The following is a 17,864-nucleotide window of genomic DNA, read 5'->3' on the forward strand; positions in this document are numbered from 1 at the left end:
GCGATGGCTCGACCCGCGGGCAAGGACCGCGAACCCGGCGGCACGCAGAGCGTCGAACGCGCGCTGTCGTTGCTCGACGCGTTCACAGCCGAGCATCCGGAGCGTAGGGTTTCCGAGCTGGTCGAGGAGACTGGCCTCGGGCAGTCGACTGTGTCCCGCTTGGTCGGCGCCCTGGAGTCGTTCGGGTTCCTCGCGCACGATCCGCGGTCCGGGCTCTACCGCATCGGCCCGCGCGTGGTCGGTCTGTCCTCGCTCGCGTTGAACCAGTCGCCGGCGTTCCGGCAGGCGCGGCAGGTCGCGCAGAACCTCGCCGCCGACCTCGGGCTCGGCGCCAACGTCGCCGAGCGCGACGGTGCGCGGCTGTTCTACCTCTGCCACTTCGAGGGCCGGCTCGCTCCGCGTTCGTTCACGATGGTCGGCCAGGGCGGCCCGCTGCACGCCACCGGGCTCGGCAAGGCGCTGCTCAGCGACCTGCCGGTCGACGAGGTGGAGGCGCTGGTCGGCAAGACCTATCCCACCTACACGCCGAAGACGCTGTCGAGGCTGTCCGAGCTGCTCGACGGGCTGGCAGAGGTACGCAGCCGGGGCTACGCCACCGAGGTCGAGGAGTTGGCGTTCGGCCGAGCATGTGTCGCCGCGCCCGTACGCGACCGGTCCGGGCGGATCGTGGCCGCGCTGTCGGTGTCCGGGCCGCTGTCCGCACTCGACCTGCCCAACCGGCAAGGCGAGCTTGCGATCCGCGTGATCGAGGAAGCCGACCAGGTTTCGACCGCGCTCGGCTACAACGGCGTCAGCCAGGTGCCTTCTCAGGTGTGAGGCGCGAGGCGATCGCCAACGGCACAACGGGGAACGCGAACGGCACGACCGCCGGAGCCCGGAGCACGCACGCGAGCAGGCAGGCCAGGCCGAAGCCGGCCGTGCCAGCAACGTGACGACGTAGCCCGCGCCGACCAGCGCGAGTGCGCGCCCGATCGGAGAGTGCCACGTCCGCCATCGCCGCCAGAACTCCTTCCACAGCTGGGGTGAACGCCCAGCGAGGTAGTCTCGCAGCAGTCCGCTCGCGGCGAGCGTGGCCGGTGCGAGCCCGCCCGCCACGAGCCCGCCAGGACGCCGGCCCAGCCAGAAAGGTGCTCACCTCGACGACGCACCGGCACTCCTCCAACGTGAGACACGCATGCAATATGTGAATAGCGTATCCGGTCCCGATGGCGGATTTCGGTCGACTTTATTTCCCGATACGTGTTGACAGGATTGTGGTCCGGTCCGAATATGACCTGCATGATCGAAGGCCCAGGACCGTACGGCGGTGGCCTGTCCCGCCGTGATCTCCTCCGTGGTGGCGTGCTGCTCGGCGCCGGCGCGGCGTTCGTCCCACTGATCGGTTCGACATCCGCGCAGGCCGCCCTGCTCGCACAGCCCGCTGTGGAGCCGGCTGCTGCCGCGCCGGTCAAGACCCGCACGACGTACTACACAGCAGAAAAGGTCGCCGCGGCCCGGCGCAACATCGACGCCTACAGCTGGGCCGGGCAGATCCGCGACACCGCGGTCACGAGCGCGCAGCCGCTGATCGACGCCGGTGACGAGTGGGCCTGGTCGGCGGTCACCACCCAGGGCCTGCCACGCAGCTACGCCGTCAACCAGACGCTCGGCTCGCCGATCACCGGCACCGAGATCTACAAGTACGGCAACTATCCGTGGCTCACCAAGCCGTACGAGCAGCCGTGGAAGCTCACCGATCCGTCCAGCGACTACGTCTTCCCGACCAACGACTTCGCGTCCTACTACGCGAGCGGGCTGGACGCGAACGGCCAGTTCAGCCGGGCGAACGCCGACCCGCGGTTCCTGGTCAACGAGCTGTATCCCGAGCGTGGCGAGAAATGGGGCGTCGACGACGGCTACGGCTGGATCGACGAGGCCGGGCACAAGTGGACGTTCGCCGCGTACTACAACCACTGGTGGGTCTGGTACGGAACCGGCGCCGTCCTCTACACCGGGCTGCAGGCGCTGCGTGACGCGTACGTCTACACCGGCGACGTGAAGTACGCCCACCTCGGGCTGATCGTGCTGGACCGGATCGCCGACCTCTATCCGTCGATGGACACCGCGCCGTACAAGCGCGAGGACGGCTACCTGCACTCCGACGGCCTTACGGGCAAGGGAAAAGTCATCGGCTCGATCTGGGAGACCGGGCTCGCCCGCGGCATCGTCTCGTGCTACGACGCGTTCTATCCCGCGATCGCCTCCGGCGACGACGCCGGTGTGGTGGAGTTCCTCAACGCCAAGGCGACCGCGCTCGGGCTGCCGGCGAAGGACAGCCCGGAAGCGATCCGGGCCAACATCGAGACCGGCATCCTGCGCCAGGTCTATCCGGCCGTGCAGGGCGCGAAGATCCGCGGCAACTTCGGCATGCACCAGAGCACGCTGGCGCTGGCGGCTGTCGTACTCGACGAACAGGCGTCGGCCAAGGAGTGGCTGGACTTCGTCTTCGCCCCAGGTGGCCTGGTGCAGACGCCCGACTGGCACGTCACCGGCGGCGACATCGGCCCGACGCTGATCAGCGACGTCGACCGGGACGGTTGGGGTAACGAGGGCGCGCCCGGTTACAACGTCCTGTGGATCGGACACATGCAGTCGGTCGCCGACATCCTGGACGGCTACGACACCTATCCGAGCGCGGATCTGTACGACAATCCGAAGTACCAGGCGATGTTCGCCGCTCGGCCGTCGCTGACGATGCTCGGCAGGTACACGCCGTCGATCGGTGACACCGGGCAGACCGGCAAGCCGGGCCTGCTCGGCTCGGCCGTCGACTACGTGACGTCGTTCGAGCGTTATCGCGATCCGGTGTTCGCACAGATGGCGTACTTGCTGAACGGCAACTCGACCGCCAACCTCTACGGCGGGATCTTCTCCACCGACGTCGACGGAGTGCGGCAGGCGATCGAGGAAGTCATCGCCGAGCAGGGACCGCTGGCGTTGCCGAGCCGGAACGACACGGGCTTCGGTTTCGCCGCCCTGCGTGCAGGCTCGGGCACAGCGCAGCGTGGGCTGACGACCTACTACGGACGCAGCGGCGGGCACGGGCACCGCGACACCCTGGTTCTGGGCCTGTACGGCTTCGGCGTCGACCTGGCACCGGCGCTCGGCTACCCGGAGTTCGCCGACAACAACGCACGCCGGCACGAGTGGGAGAGCAACACCGTCGCGTCGAACACCGTCGTGGTCGACGCGAAACCACAGGCGACACAGTGGGTCGGGTGGCCGCGTGGCTTCGCGGCGAGCGACCACGTGCAGCTCGTCGACACCGAGGCGCCGGCGGTGTACTCGCAGACGTCGCTGTACCGCCGTTCCAGCGTCCTGGTGAACGTCGACGCCGAGAACTCCTACGTGGTCGACGTTTTCCGGATCCGCGGCGGGAGCTCGCACCACTTCTCGTTCCACGGCGCGGAAGGTCCGGTGACGACCGAAGGGCTGACGCTGGTGGCCCAGCCGACCGGCACGTATGCGGGTCCGGACATCGAGCAGCCCGACCCCGCCGGCAAGCCGCGGCCGAACGCCTCCGGTTTCGACTGGCTGGGCAAGGTCGAGCGGGCGGCGAAGCCGGCCGCGGGATTCGCCGTCGACTGGGCGATCCGCGACACCTACGGCGTACACGACCCGGACCCGGATCTCCATCTCCGGTTGACGATGCTGACCTCCGTCGAGGAGGCGGCGCTGGCCGATGGCGTGCCGCCGCGGAACAAGCCGGGCAACCCCGCCTCGCTGCGCTACCTGCTGGCGAAACGGGCCGGAACCAACCTGCGCAGCCAGTTCGTGTCGGTGCTGGAGCCTTACGTGGGCTCGCGATTCGTGCGTTCCGTGCGTTCGGTGCCGGTGCGGGCGCTGGCCGGCCGGATCGACGCCGACGATGTGGCGGCGGTACGGATCGAGCTCACGAACGGTGCGGTGGACTACATCGTGCACTCGCTTCGGCCGGACGTGCTCGTGCTGGTGGACGGGAAGCTCACGTTCAAGGGCGCGTTCGGCGCCTGCCGCCTGCGCGGCGGCGAAGCGGAGTTCGCCGTCGCGTCGGACGCGCAGGTGTTCTCCGGCCCCGGCTTCGACGTGTCGGGCGCGGACGGAGCACTGACCGGCAAGGTGGTGTCGTTCACGCAGGAGCTCGAGGTGCCGGCCACCATCGAGCTGGCGCTGGACCGGACGATCTCGGCGAAGCAGGCCGAGGCACTGGTCGGCTCCTACGTCTACGTCGAGGACGATGGCGTGCGCAACGCCGTCTACGAGATCGAGGCCGCGGAGGTCAAGGGCACCAAGGGCTTGGTGCTGCGGACCGGCGTGACGCTGATCCGCGCGTACGCCGACGAGGCCGATCCCGAGGCGGGCTTCCTGTACGACGTCGCGGTCGGCCGCAAAGCCCGGATCCCGTTGCTCCGCAAGGCCTGAGTCCGGCGAGCGGTTGGAGGTATCTCGGCCTGTAAGCCGAGATACCTCCAACAAGTGGGGCCTTACTGCTTCTCGGTGAAGACCACGTAGCCGTCGAGCAGGCGCTGCAACCCGAACTCGAAGATGCGGTCGAGGCTGAACTCGTAGTCGGAGTGGACGAGCCGGTGGAAGCGCGGGTACTCCGCCGGATCCAGCAGCGAGTCGACGTCCTGGGACTCCACCCATTCGTCGGCGTCCATGCCGGTGATGGCCTCCGCCTCGGCTTCGGTCTCGAGGTTGATCGCCGTGCCGCGGACGTAGTTGAAGAGGCTGACGTGGACGGTCAGCGCGGCTTCGAGGTCGAGGTGGTCCAGCGTCTCCAGGATCCATTCGGTGTACGGGCGTACGTTCGGCATGATCTGCGGGCGGGTCACCGACATCGCCGGGGCCAGCCAATGGTGTCGCCGGAAGAGATCCCACATCAGATGTGCGGCGTGCTCGAGCCGCTCGCGCCAGCCTGCCGGCGATGGATCCGGCAGCTCCAGTTCGGCCATGACCAGGTCCATCATCTGGAGAACGAGGTCGTCCTTGTCCTGGACGTAGCGGTACAGCGCCATCGTCGCCACGCCGAGCTCGTGCGCGACGCGACGCATCGATACACCGGCCAGGCCCTCGGTGTCGGCGACCGCGACGGCGGCAACGACGATCCGGTCCAGCGTCAGCGCGTGGTCCGGCGCCGGACGTCGCCGGGCCGGCGGCGACCCGGCCGAGCGTGCCGAGCGCGCCGCCACCACCGTTCCCACGCCGGACCGGGCCTCGGTCAGCCCCAGCTGCCGTAGCTCCGTCAGCACCTTGGTCGCGGTCGCCATCGCCACACCCCACCGCCGGACGATCTCGCGCGTCGACGGAACGCGTTCGCCCGGCTTGAGCTCCCCCGCCTCGATCCGGTGCCGCAGCTCCGACACGATCCGGCCGCTCCGGGTGGCCTCCTGATCGTTCACCCTCGTCCTCCTAGTGCACTAGTGCGGCCAGCTCAGGAGAACCCTAGTGCAGCAGGTCGCCGTATCGACGACCGCACTAGTGCACAGGACTGGGCTTGACCAGCGTTTCGTCTTTACAAATTAACACTTGTGCGTAGTGCGCGTACGGCGTACATTCATCGTCATGACGAACCGAGACATCCTGATCTCCGGCGCCAGCATCGCCGGACCCGCCCTGGCGTACTTGCTACGCGAAGCCGGCTTCAACCCCACCGTCGTCGAGCGGGCGCCGGACCTGCGGCCCGGCGGGCAGACCGTCGACCTGCGTGGAGCCGGTCGCAAGGTGATCGAGCGGATGGGCCTGATGCCGGTCGCGAAGGAGCTGAGCCTCGACCAGAAGGGCCTGGCCTGTGTCGACGACAAGGGCCGCCGGATCGCCGAGGTGCCGGCCGACGCGTTCGGCGGTGAGGGGATCGTGTCGGAGATCGAGATCCTGCGCGGCGACCTCGCCCAGCTGTTGTACGACGCGACGCGGTGTTCATCCAGCCCCCGCGGCCTTCGGCCGCACGGGCCCACCCCACTCCTTCCGCAGACTGAGTACCTCTTCGACGACACCATCACCGGCATCGAGCAGGACGACGACGGCGTGACCGTCACGTTCGAGAACAGCGAGACCCGGCGCTTCGGCCTGGTGTTCGGCGCCGACGGCCTGCACTCGGTCACCCGTGCGCTCGCGTTCGGCCCGGAGGAGCGCTACCTCCGCCCGCTCGACTGCTACACCGCCTGGTTCACCTGCGAAGCCGACATCGAGCTCGACAACTGGTACCTCATGCACAACACTCCCGGTGGCCTGGTGGCCTCCGCGCGACCGGGACGGCTGCCCGGTGAGATCAAGGCCGGCTTGAGTTTCCGCGCCAAGGCGCTGGCGTACGACCGTCGCGACCTCGACGCGCAGCGCAAGCTGCTCGGGCAGAAGTTCGCCGGCGCGAAGTGGGAAGTGCCGAAGCTGATCGAGTCGATGCACACCGCACGGGACTTCTTCTTCGACTCCACCAGCCAGGTGCACATGGACCGCTGGACCAACGGGCGCGTCGCCCTGCTTGGCGATGCGGCGTGTTGTCCGACACCGCTGACCGGTCTCGGCACCAGCCTCGCACTGGTCGGTGCGTACGTTCTGGCCGGCGAGCTCGCCAAGGCCAACGGCAACCATCGTGTCGCTTTCGACAACTATGAGAGGATAATGCGCCCGTACGTCACCAAGAGCCAGGAACTCCCGCCAAGTGGAACGAGCGGCTACGCACCGATGAGCAAACCGGGCATCTGGTTGCGTACGGCATCGATGCGCTGGATGACTCGCTGGCCGATGAAACCGCTCATCGCGGGGCAGTTCGCCAAGGCCGGCGACATCGCCTTGCCGGACTACGATTTCGCGGACGTCAGCTGATCTGGGCAGGCTCTGTCTGCGCGGTTACCATCCAGAAGGTGACAGATTTCGCCGATCGGTTGAAGATCCTGCTCGCCGCGATTCCGGCAAGTGATCACTTTCCGGGCCCCGACGATGTCGAACGCACCTTTTCCAGCCTTGCCGAACGATATCCGAAAGTCGCCCACCGGGCCAGGATAGGAACGTCCCGGCTCGGCGATCCCCTTCACCTGTTGACGATTGGGTGTGGGCCGCGCCCGGCCCTGGTCTACGCGGGCCCGCACTCCAACGAACCGGTCGGCTTCCACACCATCGCGCACTTCGCGACGTTGCTCTGCACAGACGACGAACTGCGGGAAGAGCTCGGCTACACCTGGCACCTCATCAGCTGCATCGATCCGGACGCGGCACGGCTCAACCAGGGCTGGTACTCCGGGCCGCTGACCCGGCGCAACTACGCCCGCAACTTCTACCGCCCGGCGCTCGAACACCAAGCGGAGTGGACGTTTCCGGTCGTCCACGACGGACCCGGCTACTTCGATCGTGTCCTGCCCGAGACCCAGGCACTGATCCGCGCGATCGACGCGGTGCGGCCGGCGTTCATGTGCTCGTTGCACAACGCGGAGTTCGGCGGCACCTACTACTACGTCACCGGCGAGCTCCCGGACCTCGTGCCCGACCTGGCCGAGGTCGCCACGATCGCGGGCGTTCCCCTGCACGCCGGCGACGCGGAGCTGCCGGGCACCAAGCGACTCGGCACCGGGGTGTTCGTCTTCCCTTCCGCGGAAGAGATTCAGGACGCCTACTCCGAACGCGGTAAGCCGGTGTCGTTCGGTTCGGGCAGCCACCACTACGCCAACCGTTACGGCACGTTCAGCCTGATCGTCGAGGTGCCGATGTGGCTCGACTGGCGCTCGGGCGACTCGTGCACGTCTGGGCGAAGTCATGCCGAGCTGCTCAGGGCCGCCGCCGAACTGGTGGCCGACATCGAGCCCGCGCTCGGGCGGCATCTCGATCCGCTGTTCGGCCGGCTGCGTGTGCCCGGATCGCCGTTCGGGTCGGCTCTGACGGAGTTCCGGCGCATACCCGAACGGCTGTCGAGCTCGCTGCGTAAGCAGGCCGAGGACGTCGGCGATGCCGCGGCGACCGTCGCGGAGTACTTCGACATCAGCCAGACGGCTCACCTGTTCCGGCTCCGCAGCTGCGGCACGTCGTTACGGCTGCTCGATGCCGAGCTGGCCATCGGCAACCACGCGCCAGACATCCGGGCCGCGCACGCCGGGCTCAGCGAGCTGTTCGAGCAGTGGGCGAGCGAGGCCGAGGCCGTGGCGCCCGGCGGGCTCGCCGAGCCGGCCCGGCTCGCCGGCGTCCAACTCGGCGCGATCCTGACCACTGCCCGAAAGCTCTGACCAGCGGGCCTCGACGCAAGCGTGTCTTTCGCACTACCCTTATCTGATTATTGGCATGTCCGAAACTCATGCAAGGTCGGAAGGGCTGGACCGAATGACCCTTGGACGCGTCGCCTGGCTGGCGGCCGGCTTGCTCGCCACCTCCCTGATCTCCGCCGTTCCGGCCGCGACCGCGAGCCCGGCCGGTGACCTGGCCGGCCCGGCTGCCGCGCCCGCCTGCGCACTCACCGACCTCGGCTCGCCGATGGCGTCGATCACCGTTCACGAGGGCGGGTTCGGCCCAGGCCCGGACGGCAAGCTGCGCGCGTACGCGGCGGTGTCCGGCGAGAATGCCGCCCTGAACGTCATCGACGCCGAGACCGGCGACCGGATCGACGCGGTGCCGCTGCCCGGCGCGTCCGGCGGCTGGGGAGTCACGGTCGACGACGGCGGCAAGGTCTACATCGGCTCGTACTACAACGGCACGCTGTACTCCTACGACCCCGCGACCGGCAAGGTGACCGATCACGGCAAGCCGGTCGAGTCCGAGGGTTATCTGTACGGGCTGTCGCACGCGCCCGACGGCCGGATCTTCGGCGGCACGACGCCTGGCGCGCACGCGTTCTCCTTCGATCCGGCGACCGGTGAGGCCAAGGACCTCGGCGCGTTCACCATCGACGGCGCGAAGTACGTCCGCGCCACTGCCTACGCCGCGGACACCGACACGCTCTACGTCGGTCTCGGCGCGACCGGCACGCGGCTGTTCGCGATCGACCTGGCCACCGGCGACCGGCGCGAGATCGCCGTACCGGATCCGGTCAAGGGCACGATCGTCTCCGACCTGCGTTACTACGACGGCAAGCTGTTCGCGTACCTCGACGCCAAGCTCGTCGTCTTCAACGCCGCGACCGGCGAGCACCTGCCGCTCACCGACGGCGAGACCGGGCAGCAGGTCGCATCGACGTCGCTGATCAGCCGGGCAGTGTCGCCGCCGAAGAACGGTGTCGTCTACTTCTCCAACTTCGGGCCGGGCACCACGACCCACCGGCTGATGACGCTCGACCTCGACTCGTTGACGTTCCGGCCCGCCGAACGCGCCGACAGCGCGGGCGCCCTCGCCGGCGCGGCGATCGGGTTCGGCTGGGACGAAGGGCCGAACGGTCCGGTGCTGCGCGCGTTCACCGGCAACTACGCCGGCCAGGCGATCGCGTACGACGTGACGACGCACGTGCTCACCAAGCAGACCTACGACCTGCTGCCGACCGAGCCGAACCTCGGCCACGTGATCGCCGGGCTGCCGGACGCCAACGGCGACGCGCTGGTCTACGCGAACGCGTTCCTGAACGGCAACACCGCGACGTACAACCCGAAGACCCAGGCCTCGCAGGGGATTCCGCGCTTCGGTCAGGTCGAGGGCTGGACCTGGCACGACGGCAAGCTGTACTCCGGCATCTACCCGACCGGCACCGTGCAGGTCTGGGATCCCGCCACGCCGACCGTCGCGCCGAAGCCGTTGTTCGCGCTCGAGCAGTCCCACCACCAGAACCGTCCGATGGCCGTCGTGGCGGACTCCGCGCGGCTGTACGTGGGGACGACGCCGGGATATGGCTTGTATGGTGGGGCGTTGACGATCTACGACTTCGACAAGCAGTCGTTCGAGGTGCACCGCAACCTGATCCAGGACCAGTCGATCTCGGCGCTGCTGAAAACCGGCGACGTCCTCCTCGGCGGCTCGAGCGTCGACGGCGGCACCGGCAGCGGCGACCCTCTGGCGACGGAGGCCAAGCTCTTCACCTCCGACCCGGTGACGGGCGCGGTGCAGCGCTCGTGGGTGCCAGTGCCTGGTGCGCACTCGATCAACGCACTGACCAAGACCGCCAACGGCGAGATCTGGGGCCTGGCCGACGGGACGGCGTTCCGCTTCGACCTCGCGAAGGGCCGCGTGACCAAGCGGGTGCAGGTGTATCCGGCCGAGCAGAAGTCCGGCGCCACCGACGGCGAGCTGATCGCACACCCGAACGGCAAGCTGTACGGCGTTTCCCGCAGCCAATCCTTCGTCGTCGACCCCAAAGCCGGCGAGTCGCGGAGGCTGCACACCGGCGTGAACCGGCTGGCCTTGCATCCGGACGGCACCCTCTACACGCTGACCCGCACACCGGGCGGCACCACACAGGACACCAACCGCCTCGCCCGCTTCAACCCCGCAACGACGGGCTGCCGCTGAAGCGGTCGTTCGGCTGCTCTTGAAGGCCTTATCGTTTGCCGTGTGCCGACAACAGGTGGGTCGAGTGCGCTCGGAGCTTGGGTAGCGAACGAAGCCGAGCAACATCGTCACGCCGCCGAGCTGCGGCGGTCGCTGGTGGGCCGCCGCATCGAGGGTGTTCGTTATGTGGAGCTGAGGTATGAAAAGGCCCCCGGCCCGATGTGGCCCGCGGCCGGCTTCGACTCACTCGACTTCGGCCTCGAGCTCGACCTCGACAACGGCGACCTGTGGTCCTGCACCTGGGCGAGCCCGGGCTACGACTACGGCCTCCTGGCCAACCGGGAAACGCCGATCGCCTCGCTGCTCAGCCCGGACGCCGACCCGGCGGTCTGGGATGTCTCCGAGCGCTGGCGAGACCTCGGCCCGGCCGAGATCACCGCCGTCACACCGGTGTGGACCCGGCTCGAAACGCTGTGCCAGGTCACGATCATCCTGCACTCATCCGCCGGCCGCGGGACCGTTCTGACCCTCGGCGCCGCCGACCTCGACGGCCGTTTCGAGCCGAGCGCCGACAACGTCGCCGTCTTCTTCTCGATCGCCGACGCGCAGACCGCCGGAGTCCAGCTCCCCGGCGACACAGACCCCACGCCGTAGTCCGAGGCGTGCTGCGCGAGCGCGGCGTTAGGTGGGGTCGGCTGGGTTCAGCCTGCCCGCGTGGCGATTCCTGGGTACGACAGCACCAGCCCGGCCGCGTCGTAGACGAGTTCGCAGCGGAAGTCGAACGAAGGCGAGACGTAGTCGAAGCGTTGCCGCTCCTGCTCGTCGTCCGGTAAGCGGGTGTAGGTCTGTTCCAGCCGCGACACCGACAGGTCCTCCGCCCGTACGTACGCCGCCGGCGCTTCGGCGGCGGACGAGACCGGGAGGCCCATCCGGTGGACGGGGAACGCGTTGGTCAGCGCCGACGACTCCAGGTCGACGTCGAAGCAGCCGTCCAGCGCCGGCGCTGCCTGGCCGTCGACCAGCCAGCGGCCGTCGCCGGAGGATTCGAGCGTTGTCGAGCGTCGGCCGGACTCGGATCGGCCGATGATGTGGGCGGAGCGGGCACGCCACGACCCGTCCACCTCGATGCGGTATTCCACGATCCACGACCGGCCGTCCTCGACCGCCGTTGTGCAGCCGTCGATCCGTAAGCCGTCGGCGGACTCCCGGAAGTAGACGACCTCGAACCCGTTCCGCGCATCCTCGTGCCGCCAGGCCGCCGAAGCGGGTGGCGTTCCAAAACCCATGAAACGCCACCCTGCCACATTCGCCGGAAGCCCGGCCCGTAAGCCGCACCGATGCCGCCCGGAAGCCGTGCCTACGGCCGGAGCAGCAACGTCCGCGAGGCCCCGGCCGGAAGCGACACCGAGACCCGGCCGTCCGAAGAGATCGGGACATCCGACGGCGAGAGCTCCAGCAACGTTGCCACCTGCGCCGAGGAAGCCGCGAACCCACCCAGCGAAACCGAAGCCGACACCTCCGACGACGCCAGCGACCTCAGCCGCACGGCCACGCCCGAAGACCCGTCCAGCGGATGCCCGAGGCTCGTCAGCACCACGTCCGGATGGTCGACCGACAGCAGGCTCCCCGAGGCGGCCACCGGAGCGGCACCGCCGGACGACGAGCCCAGTGCGAGCACCGCCACCAGCGGATCCGTCAACCCCGCGGCGGTCGCCGGGCCGAGCCGGTGAGGCGGCTCGTCCTGCGACCCGGAGATGGCGTACCGGAACGTCATCTCGCCCTGCTGCTGAGCGGGGAAGTTCGTGTCCCAGATGTTGTTCAGCGCCCACGAGTAGATCGTCGACGGTTCGGGAGTCTCCAGCGAGATGGTCGACGGGAACGGCTGGTACGGCAGGTGGATCTTCTCGAACTGCACCAGCGGCGCCTCCATCGTCGCCCACGCCGTGGTGTACTCGTCGGCGCCGTCGGAGAGCCCCACCCAGTGCCGGAGCGCCCGCATGTGCTGTGGCGCCCCCGGTACGTGCGGCACGTCCCGCCCGTCCACCGAGCCGGACAGCTCTACCGCGGCCGGTGCGGACGCACCCGCCAGCGGGAACGCGAAGTACACGCTCTCCTTCGTCGCACTCGGCTGCTTCGACAGCCGGTTCACGATGTCGACCCGCGGAACCCCACGCAGCAACGAGATCGTCGTCCGGATCCAGTCGACGCCCGGCGCGTGCACCTGGACCTCGAGCTCCTCGCCGAGCGGCGTCGTCATCGCCCGCAGCACCACGGCGTTCAGCCCGACCGAGCGAGACGTGAACAGCGACAGGTCCCGCGCCTGCACCCGGCTCGACAGGTGGTTGACGTGCGGGGCCGTGCCGTACGTGTCGTAGATGTACTCGTTGACACCGGCCAGCGCGTCCTGGTTGACCAGCTCGCGCCCAGACCGCAGGTCGACGATCGACGAGATCAGCGCCTGCTCCGCGTCGTAGGTCACCTCGAAGAACTCGTTCCGCAGCTTCAGCGGCTCCGACCTCGGAACGGAAACCGAAGGCGACGAGACCGCCACCAGGTCGTACCGCGCCCAGCCCATCGCCGGCACGTCGGCGGCCACGAACTCCACCAGCCATCCACGCGGCGACGCCGCCTGCAGCCAGCCTTCCTTCGACGTCAGCCGCGTCGGCACCTGCGAGCCGGTCCGCGCGTCGACGGCCGCCAGCCCACCGGACGCGTGCACCACGCTCTCCGGCACGAACGCCTGCACCAGATCGGTACGCGGACGCCCGGTGTTGTTGTGCACCACCAACGACGTCAGCGCATCCGGCGACGGCACCAGCGAAGCACCGAGCCGCCGCACCGCCGCGTGCATCAGGTCCTGCGCGTCGTCGTACGCCTGGTGCGCGAACTCCGACTTGCGCGCCCACTGCAGCCCGCCCGCGTTCGCGCCGTGCTCGTGGTCGTGCCACGGGTTCGCCGCGCCCCAGGTGTGCTCGTCGAACAGCCCGATCTTGTCGTAGATCCCGTCGACCGTCTCGCGCACCGGATGCGGTTCACCGGACCGCAGGTCGGCCAGCAGGTGCACCGTCTCGCCCGACCGTACGAACGACTGCGCACGCCGGTTGTACCCGAGCGGCCGCGCACCGGACCCCATGCCGTCGGCCCACCAGTCGCCCCAGTCGCCGGTGTGCGTCTCCAGGGACGGACCCAGCAGCCGCTCGGCCTCGGTGAAGAAGCCGGTGTTCGTCGAGGTGACCAGCCGCGGGTACGCCCACTGCTCGTTCCACTGCCGCGCGATGTCGGACGGCGTGATGTTCGGGCAGGCGTTGTCGGAGTGGTCGCCCTGGACCCGCAGGTGCACGATGTCGTGCGGGTAGGGCTGCTTGGTGATCTCGTAGCTTTCCGGGATCCCGGCCAGCCCGAAGACCTGCTCGCTGTAGGGGAACGGCCGGTTGATCAGCGCCGAGAGATACAACGGCAGCAGCTTGAAGGCGCGCTCGTAGGAGTTCGACAACCCGACAAGGTTGCCCTCCATGTACGCCATGCCGTGCGCGCTGTCGGTGAACCAGGTCAGCAGCTTCGAGCCCGCGGCCGTCTGCCACCAGAACGGCCGCCCGAGCTCCTGCCCGCCGACGTAGTACGGCACCGACCGGCCGGCCCAGTTGTGGGCGCAGGAGAGGTAACGCACGCCCGCCTCGGCCAGCGCGTCCACCCAGCCGGGCGTCGCACCGGGAACGTCGGTGTGCATGGCCGACAGGATCGGGATGCCGTACCGCTCGCGCAGCTCGACGGTCGTGCGCAGCAGCCGGACGAGCTCTTCCTGCGACGCCGCCTCTGTGTGCAGGTTGAACGGCATCGCCGCGACCTCGAGCACGTCCTCCTGGGCGAGCCGGGCGAACTCCTTGACCGTCGCCTCGGAACGTTCCGCGAGCCATTCGCGTACCGGGAAGTTCGACTCGATCGCCCACCGGAACCGCGTGCTCGGGTCGGAGCCGTCGCCCTGCCGCCCGAGCTCGACGGCGGCATCGAGGTACTCCAGGTGGTTGCGGAGCACGATGCCCTGCGTGTCGGTGTACCCGATGTCGAGGTGCGAGTGGTGTACGAGGTGCACGGTGAGCTTGCGCTGCGGCACCAGCGTGACCGACCCCGTGTGCGAAGCACCGCCGAGCACGGCCGAGACCTGCCAGGTCTCCCCGGCCGCGATCTCCGGCACCAACAGGTCGAGGTCGCCGCTCTCCGGCACCGGACCGGCCGCCTCGGCCACGACACCGCCCGGCCCGGTCAGCACGATCCGCTCCAGCGGAGCCGAAGCCGGCGCGACGCGCACGCGAACGACCTGCTCCAGGCCGCCACCCGAGGCGTTGCGGAACAGCGGCAGCGAGCTGATCGACACAGTCGTACCGTCGGCGTCGACGGCCACCGCCAGAGTCGCCTTGATCAGAGCGTCGTCGATCGCGTCGCTGCCAGGAGCCTGTCCGCTCTGGCTCAACAGTCTGGTGGTCATGGGGTATCTCTCCCGTGTTTCGGTTCAGCGGTGTTCAGGCGGTCCAGCCGATTCAGGCGATCCGGCCGTAGTCGCGTGGCGACCAGGCGAGTGCGGCGAAGATCTGTACCGCCGCGGACTGTTCGAGGGTCTCCGGCCGGTACGACGGGTCGTACGGCCCGCCACCCGACGGTGGGAAGCGGAACAACCCAAGGCTGGGATCGCGGTTGTTGTCCCAGATGTGCGTGGCATAGCGCTCGATGAACGGCCGGTAGGCGCGATCGGGCGCCACGGACTGCAGAAGCAGCAGGTTCTTGAACAGGATCGCGTTGAAGATGGCGGGCTGGCCGAAGTAGCGGTCACCCTCCGACCAGTACGCCAGCGCGGCCGCCGCGTCCTGCCTGGCGAGCTTGAGGTACACGGGATCGTGCGTGGTGCGGTAGAGCAGAGCACCGGCGCCGATCATCGCGCCGGAGTTGTACGTCCACAACGTCGGGTTCACCGTGCCGTCGACGCCGATGTCGTTCCAGTACAGGCCTTCCGGCGAACGCAGGCACTTGCGGTTCCAGTCGTAGAGCCGCTTCGCCCAGTCCAGGTACGACTTCTGGTGCGTTCGCTCGTAGAGGTGCGCGGCCAGCTCGGCGGCCAGGCCGGTCACGTTCGCCGCCCGGATGTCGGTCCACGTAGCCTCGACCCAGTGCATGCCGCCCGCGCAGGGGAGCGAGGTGTCGGTGCTCCAGCCTCGCTTGACGACGTCGAAGGCCTTCCGGGCGCCCGCGAGCGCGGCCGGATCGTGGCCGGCGGCGTACCAGCGGATGTACTCCAGCCCGACGATCGTGTTGTCGTCGTAGAAGATGTCGCCGCCACCGCCGAGGGGAGCGGGCAGGTACGACTGGTAGCCGCCCAGCCCGTTTCGTTCACCCCAGTAGAGCTCGAGCGAGTCGAACCGGGCGGCGACGTCACCGCCGACGTCGAGCGTGGCGGCCGTTGCCTCGCGCATCGGCCAGAGGTAGGAGTAGGGGTTCTCCTCGGCTGCCTTCGGATAGCGCTCGAGGTAGAGGTTGTGCTGCTCGGGGCCCAGGAACAGATAAGTCTGCATAGCATCGTAGGAGGCCTGCGCGCGTTGTTTCCAAGGGCTTTCGGCTTGTGCGGGCGTGGCAGCGCCGGCACCGGCGACCACGGCGAAAGCGGTCGCGGCCGCGACCAGCGCGCCCGCCCGTCGTACACGTGTGTTCATGAAAGGTCCCAAACGACATCAGGATCGGGCACGGGAATGGAGCTGATCAGGAGCTTGGAGTACTCATGCTGTGGATCGTCGATGACCTGCCGGGTATCGCCGCGCTCGACGATCTGCCCGCGGTAGAGGATGCAGATCTCGTCGCCGATCTGGTACGCCGTGCTCAGGTCGTGGGTGATGTAGAGGAACGAGATGCCGAACTCGTCGCGCAGCCGCAGCATGATGTCGAGCACCATCGCGCGTAGCGACGCGTCGACCATCGACACCGGTTCGTCGGCGACGATCAGCCGGGGTTTGAGAAGGTACGCCCGCGCGACCATCATGCGCTGCCGCTGACCGCCGGACAACTGGTGTGGGTGCTTGTCGAGTACGTCCTCGCCGCGCATGCCGACCATCCGCAGCGCGTCCTCGATCAGCTCGCGCGCCTCAGCCGGACGGTTGGCGAGCTTGAAGCGTTTGATCGCGACGTCGAAGATGTGCCGGATCCGGTAGAACGGGTTGTAGACGCCGAACGGGTCCTGGAACACCGCCTGCACCTCGCGGCGATACTCCAGCAGCTGTCGCTTGTCGAGCTTGCCGATGTCGTTGCCGCGATACTTCACCGCGCCAGACGTGAGCCGGTTGAAGCCCAGGATCGTGTCGGCCAGCGTGGTCTTCCCGCTGCCGCTCTCGCCCGCGATCGTCGTGATCGTGGCAGGCGCCTCGGGCATGACCAGATCCACGTTGTCCAGCGCCTTCGTGGTCTCCTTGCCCTTCTTGTAGACCTTGACGGCATTGGAGACTTCCAGCAACGGCTGCGTCTCAGGCATGGCTGACCACCTCGTCGTCGGTTACGGCGACCAGATGCCCCGCCGAGACTTCCTCCATGCGAGGTGTCGGCCGGGCCTTTCGAAGATCGGGCGTGCGCACTTCGTTCACCACAAGGGGCTTGCGTTCCTTGATGGACGGGATCGAGGCGATCAGGTGCCGGGTGTAGGCGTGCCTCGGGTCGCGGAACAGCTCGCGGACGGGCGCGATCTCGACGATGTTGCCCGCGTACATCACCGCGATCCGGTCGACCAGCTGCGCCTGCAGCGCCATGTCGTGGCCGATCAGCACCATCGAGCTGTTCAGCTTCTCCTTGACGCGCAGCAGGGTCTGGGCAACCGTGCGCTGCACAACGACGTCGAGCGCACTGGTCGGCTCGTCGGCGATGATCAGCGAGGGGTTGAGCGCGATCGACATCGCGATGCAGACCCGCTGCTTCATGCCGCCGGACAGCTCGTGCGGGTAGAGGTCGTAGACCCTCCGCTGGAGCCCGACCGTCGACAGCAGCTCGATGATCCGTTCGCGCAGGGCGGCCTTCGGCTGCCTGCCCTCGTGGGTCTCGATCGCGTCGCGGATCTGGTCGCGGACACGCATCACAGGGTTGAGGGAGTTCATCGAGCCCTGCGGGATCAGCGAGATCTCGGTCCAGCGCCGCCGGCGCAGAGTCGCCTCGTCCATCGCCAGGACGTCCCTGCCGTTGACGCTCACCGAGCCGCCGACGATCCGGCCGGGCGGTGAGGTCAGCCGCAGGATCGCCATCGCCGCGGTCGACTTGCCCGAGCCTGACTCGCCGACCAGTCCGAGCGTCTCGCCGGAGGCGACCGAGAACGTGATGCCGTTGACGGCGATCACGTCACCGCGCGCCGTGCCGTAGTGCACCCGCAGGTCGCGGACGTCGAGAACGGGCTGCTGGGAGCTCTTGGCGGTGTTGGTCTCGGTACTCAC

The 17,864-nt window shown here is 68.6% G+C and carries 12 protein-coding genes; 6 read left to right on the plus strand and 6 right to left on the minus strand.

What is annotated here, in order from left to right:
- The first annotated feature begins 3 nt into the window (after positions 1-3).
- On the plus strand, positions 4-816 hold the full coding sequence (locus tag ACYVF6_RS08190) for an IclR family transcriptional regulator (RefSeq protein WP_460518005.1): 813 nt from the start codon (positions 4-6) through the stop codon (positions 814-816).
- A 462-nt stretch (positions 817-1,278) separates the two neighbouring features.
- Complete coding sequence (locus ACYVF6_RS08195; protein ID WP_460518008.1) at positions 1,279-4,440, plus strand: heparinase II/III family protein; 3,162 nt, start codon at positions 1,279-1,281, stop codon at positions 4,438-4,440.
- Between the two features lie 62 nt (positions 4,441-4,502).
- Here ACYVF6_RS08195 and ACYVF6_RS08200 read toward each other — a convergent pair whose 3' ends face one another.
- Positions 4,503-5,420, minus strand: coding sequence for a TetR/AcrR family transcriptional regulator (locus tag ACYVF6_RS08200; protein WP_460518011.1), 918 nt, complete (start codon positions 5,418-5,420; stop codon positions 4,503-4,505).
- 163 nt (positions 5,421-5,583) lie between these two features.
- Between ACYVF6_RS08200 and ACYVF6_RS08205 the strand changes: the two genes are divergently transcribed.
- From ACYVF6_RS08205 to ACYVF6_RS08220, 4 genes are all read left to right on the plus strand, one after another.
- The gene (locus ACYVF6_RS08205; protein WP_460518014.1) at positions 5,584-6,843 is read left to right on the plus strand and encodes a Rossmann-fold NAD(P)-binding domain-containing protein; all 1,260 of its coding nucleotides are present in this window, start codon (positions 5,584-5,586) and stop codon (positions 6,841-6,843) included.
- 38 nt (positions 6,844-6,881) lie between these two features.
- Entirely contained in the window at positions 6,882-8,231 is a 1,350-nt protein-coding gene (locus ACYVF6_RS08210) for a M14 family metallopeptidase (RefSeq protein ID WP_460518016.1), read from the plus strand.
- Positions 8,232-8,325: 94 nt separating this feature from the next.
- Positions 8,326-10,434, plus strand: coding sequence for an NHL repeat-containing protein (locus tag ACYVF6_RS08215; protein WP_460518019.1), 2,109 nt, complete (start codon positions 8,326-8,328; stop codon positions 10,432-10,434).
- Between the two features lie 42 nt (positions 10,435-10,476).
- A complete protein-coding gene (locus tag ACYVF6_RS08220) occupies positions 10,477-11,067 on the plus strand; it encodes a hypothetical protein (protein ID WP_460518022.1) in 591 nt (196 codons plus the stop codon).
- 47 nt (positions 11,068-11,114) lie between these two features.
- Here the strand turns inward: ACYVF6_RS08220 and ACYVF6_RS08225 are convergent, their stop codons facing one another.
- From ACYVF6_RS08225 to ACYVF6_RS08245, 5 genes are all read right to left on the minus strand, one after another.
- Positions 11,115-11,699 carry a putative glycolipid-binding domain-containing protein gene (locus ACYVF6_RS08225; protein WP_460518025.1) on the minus strand — a complete coding sequence of 195 codons (585 nt, stop codon included), beginning with the start codon at positions 11,697-11,699 and terminating at the stop codon, positions 11,115-11,117.
- Positions 11,700-11,770: 71 nt separating this feature from the next.
- Positions 11,771-14,896 (minus strand): glycoside hydrolase family 38 N-terminal domain-containing protein, encoded by a 3,126-nt coding sequence (locus ACYVF6_RS08230; protein ID WP_460518028.1) that lies wholly within the window; start codon positions 14,894-14,896, stop codon positions 11,771-11,773.
- Between the two features lie 52 nt (positions 14,897-14,948).
- Positions 14,949-16,112 (minus strand): glycoside hydrolase family 76 protein, encoded by a 1,164-nt coding sequence (locus ACYVF6_RS08235; RefSeq protein ID WP_460518031.1) that lies wholly within the window; start codon positions 16,110-16,112, stop codon positions 14,949-14,951.
- Positions 16,109-16,921, minus strand: a complete 813-nt coding sequence (locus tag ACYVF6_RS08240; protein ID WP_460518034.1) for an ABC transporter ATP-binding protein — start codon at positions 16,919-16,921, stop codon at positions 16,109-16,111. Before ACYVF6_RS08240 ends, ACYVF6_RS08235 begins: the two co-directional genes overlap by 4 nt.
- Positions 16,914-17,864 (minus strand): ABC transporter ATP-binding protein, encoded by a 951-nt coding sequence (locus ACYVF6_RS08245; protein ID WP_460518037.1) that lies wholly within the window; start codon positions 17,862-17,864, stop codon positions 16,914-16,916. The genes ACYVF6_RS08240 and ACYVF6_RS08245 overlap by 8 nt, the downstream gene beginning before the upstream one ends.

The sequence above is a fragment of the Flindersiella endophytica genome (assembly GCF_054779015.1).

Coding starts and splice junctions, on each gene's coding strand:
- ACYVF6_RS08235 (WP_460518031.1), bottom strand. CDS start 16,112: ATGAACACACGTGTACGACGGGCGGGCGCGCTGGTCGCGGCCGCGACC.
- ACYVF6_RS08230 (WP_460518028.1), bottom strand. CDS start 14,896: ATGACCACCAGACTGTTGAGCCAGAGCGGACAGGCTCCTGGCAGCGAC.
- ACYVF6_RS08205 (WP_460518014.1), top strand. CDS start 5,584: ATGACGAACCGAGACATCCTGATCTCCGGCGCCAGCATCGCCGGACCC.
- ACYVF6_RS08190 (WP_460518005.1), top strand. CDS start 4: ATGGCTCGACCCGCGGGCAAGGACCGCGAACCCGGCGGCACGCAGAGC.
- ACYVF6_RS08215 (WP_460518019.1), top strand. CDS start 8,326: ATGACCCTTGGACGCGTCGCCTGGCTGGCGGCCGGCTTGCTCGCCACC.
- ACYVF6_RS08225 (WP_460518025.1), bottom strand. CDS start 11,699: ATGGGTTTTGGAACGCCACCCGCTTCGGCGGCCTGGCGGCACGAGGAT.
- ACYVF6_RS08195 (WP_460518008.1), top strand. CDS start 1,279: ATGATCGAAGGCCCAGGACCGTACGGCGGTGGCCTGTCCCGCCGTGAT.
- ACYVF6_RS08240 (WP_460518034.1), bottom strand. CDS start 16,921: ATGCCTGAGACGCAGCCGTTGCTGGAAGTCTCCAATGCCGTCAAGGTC.